Below are 2,590 nucleotides of genomic sequence, written 5' to 3' on the forward strand. Positions count from 1 at the left end.
TCGACAACGCATATGGTGACAGAAACCTCGTCTGCACATGCCCCCCAATGGACGCATACGAAGACGCCGCGGAATAGGGAACCGGGCGTAGCAATCCGCGGTTTGCTCTGGCGGATTGAAATCCGAAAATGAGGGCAGCGTCCTGCGAGGCGCTGCCTCTCGTCAATTCGATGGAGGAACAATGAAACACTATGTCCTCGCAAATGATCGCGCCGACCTGGCAAAGACCGGGCCGGAGGTGCCCGAAAGAATAAAATACATCGATGTTATCCTCAGCGACACGCGGGCACTGGCATCGGCTGAGATCGTCGTCGAGTTCTATCACGCTCTGAACAGCCTGGTCGAAAACTGCTCTTACGTCGTCAATCTCCGGGTGTCCGGAAATGACTCGGTCGGCGGGCCTCTTTATTGGGCAGGTCGGACGGCGATTTTCTGGGGCGACCTGGAGAACAACTGGGACGTCTCTGGTTCGCGCAGAAGCTGGATTTCGCAAGTTCTCAACCTGTCTTCAAGGACCGTTCTGGTCGGGGGAGCTGTCCTGTTGCTGGTGCAACTGGGCAGAGCAGGCCGAAACATCGTTGCGGTTCACCCGAACTTTGCCGCGGCCGCGCTGGAAAGCGGATTGGAAAGCTGCGGTGCGGCAACCCATCTGGCCGCCGACGGGCACCCCCACAGCGCGACCAGCAGACTGAGCGCATTGCGGTTGTTGTCCGAATTCGTGTCCATAGATCACGGAGAGCATATAGCGGACGCATTGCGCAGCTATATCGGTCTGACCGAACCCACGCAAAAATACGAAAGCAGGTTGGCCGCCCAGTTGGTACACAGGGCAAAAGGCGATCTTCTGGTGATGCGCACTTTGGATGCGATGCAGGAGAACATCGAAGATCCACTGACGATCTCGGACCTTTCCCGTTTGCTCAAAACCTCGACGCGTCAACTGCAACGACGGTTCCTGAGCAAAACCGGAGCAAAGCTTCTTTCCACATACAAGGAGCTTCGTCTGGAACGGGCGCAGAACCTGTTGCAGTTCACGAACATGTCGCAGATCGAAATCTCGGCAGCCACCGGTTTTTCATCGCCCGTCGCTTTGAAACGTGCGTTTCAACGCTGCTACAAAACCAGCCCGGATGATGTGCGGGACCGTCGGTTCATGGGGTCGATGGCGCCGGAAGGATCCTAACACTTCTTCGGCGTCCGCAACGAGCGATGATATCGCGTGGGCAGTTTGCCCACGCAACTTTGGTTTGGTTCACGCCGCAGCAATCTGGCTGGCCTTTTCCACCAGCACTTCGGCCTGACGGATGGAGGCGTAATCTATTAGCCGACCGTCCAGCGAAACGGCGCCTTTTCCGTCTGCCTCGGCCTCGGCCATGGCAACAAGAATGCGCTGCGCCTTGTTGACCTCGGCGTCAGACGGCGACATCACCTCGTTCGCCAGCGCGATCTGGCTTGGGTGAATGGCCCATTTGCCTTCGCAACCCAGAACGGCGGCACGTTTTGCGGCGGCCTTGTAACCGTCCGGGTCCTGAAAATCGCCAAAAGGCCCATCAATCGGACGCAGCCCGTTGGCGCGCGCCGCAACCACCATGCGGGCCAGAGCATAATGCCACATGTCACCCCAATGGGACTGGCGACCGCCCTCGGGGTCCGCATCGGTCAAAACAGAGTAGTCCGGGTTCACACCACCGATGATCGTGGTGCGCGCACGGGTCGAGGCCGCATAGTCGGCCACGCCGAAGTGCAGGCTTTCATTGCGCTTTGATGCTGCCGCAATCTCACTGACATTCTGCATGCCAAGTGCGGTTTCAATGATGTGCTCGAACCCGATCCGTTTTTTGTAACCCTTGGCGTCTTCGATCTGGGTCACCAGCATATCGACGGCATAGACATCCGCAGCAGTTCCGACCTTGGGGATCATGATCAGGTCCAGCCGCTCACCCGCCTGTTCGACCACATCGACGACGTCGCGGTACATGTAATGCGTGTCCAGACCGTTGATCCGAACCGACATGGTCTTGTTGCCCCAATCGATATCGTTCAGCGCCTGAATGATGTTCCTGCGGGCCTGTTCCTTTTCATCCGGTGCAACCGCGTCTTCCAGATCAAGGAAAATGACGTCTACATCGGATTTGGCTGCCTTTTCGAACATTCCGGGTTGGCTGCCGGGCACGGCCAATTCACTTCGGTTCAATCGGGCTGGGGCTTGGTCAATGGAATGAAAGCTCATGGGTTCGGGTCCTTCGTCTTACAGGTTCGGATAGATCGGGAAGCGTGCACAGAGGTCTGCGACTTCGGCCTTGACCTTGGCTTCGACGGCGCCGTTGCCGTCTTCGCCATTGGCGGCCAGGCCGTCTACCACTTCGATGATCCAGTCGGCGATCTGGCGGAATTCGACCTCGCCGAAGCCGCGGGTGGTGCCGGCGGGCGACCCCAGACGGATGCCCGACGTGATGGTCGGCTTTTCGGGATCAAACGGCACGCCGTTCTTGTTGCAGGTGATATGCGCCCGGCCCAAGGCTTTCTCGGTGGCGTTGCCCTTGACGCCTTTGGGGCGCAGGTCGACCAGCACCACATGGGTGTCGGTGCC

2 protein-coding genes and 1 pseudogene are annotated in these 2,590 nt (G+C 58.5%); 1 reads left to right on the forward strand and 2 read right to left on the reverse strand.

What is annotated here, in order from left to right; all coding sequences use genetic code 11:
• The first annotated feature begins 181 nt into the window (after positions 1-181).
• Positions 182-1,183 carry a helix-turn-helix domain-containing protein gene (locus tag GOW31_RS21755; protein ID WP_171172788.1) on the forward strand — a complete coding sequence of 334 codons (1,002 nt, stop codon included), beginning with the start codon at positions 182-184 and terminating at the stop codon, positions 1,181-1,183.
• 69 nt (positions 1,184-1,252) lie between these two features.
• Here the strand turns inward: GOW31_RS21755 and GOW31_RS21760 are convergent, their stop codons facing one another.
• Together GOW31_RS21760 and glyA are read right to left on the reverse strand one after the other, a co-directional pair.
• A complete protein-coding gene (locus GOW31_RS21760) occupies positions 1,253-2,230 on the reverse strand; it encodes a CoA ester lyase (RefSeq protein ID WP_171121061.1) in 978 nt (325 codons plus the stop codon).
• A gap of 18 nt (positions 2,231-2,248) precedes the next feature.
• Positions 2,249-2,590, reverse strand: a pseudogene (gene glyA, locus GOW31_RS21765) (serine hydroxymethyltransferase); the annotation flags it as partial.

Origin of the sequence: Ruegeria sp. HKCCA0370 (assembly GCF_013033705.1) — a bacterium.
GTDB lineage: Bacteria > Pseudomonadota > Alphaproteobacteria > Rhodobacterales > Rhodobacteraceae > Ruegeria.

Coding starts and splice junctions, on each gene's coding strand:
- GOW31_RS21755 (WP_171172788.1), top strand. CDS start 182: ATGAAACACTATGTCCTCGCAAATGATCGCGCCGACCTGGCAAAGACC.
- GOW31_RS21760 (WP_171121061.1), bottom strand. CDS start 2,230: ATGAGCTTTCATTCCATTGACCAAGCCCCAGCCCGATTGAACCGAAGT.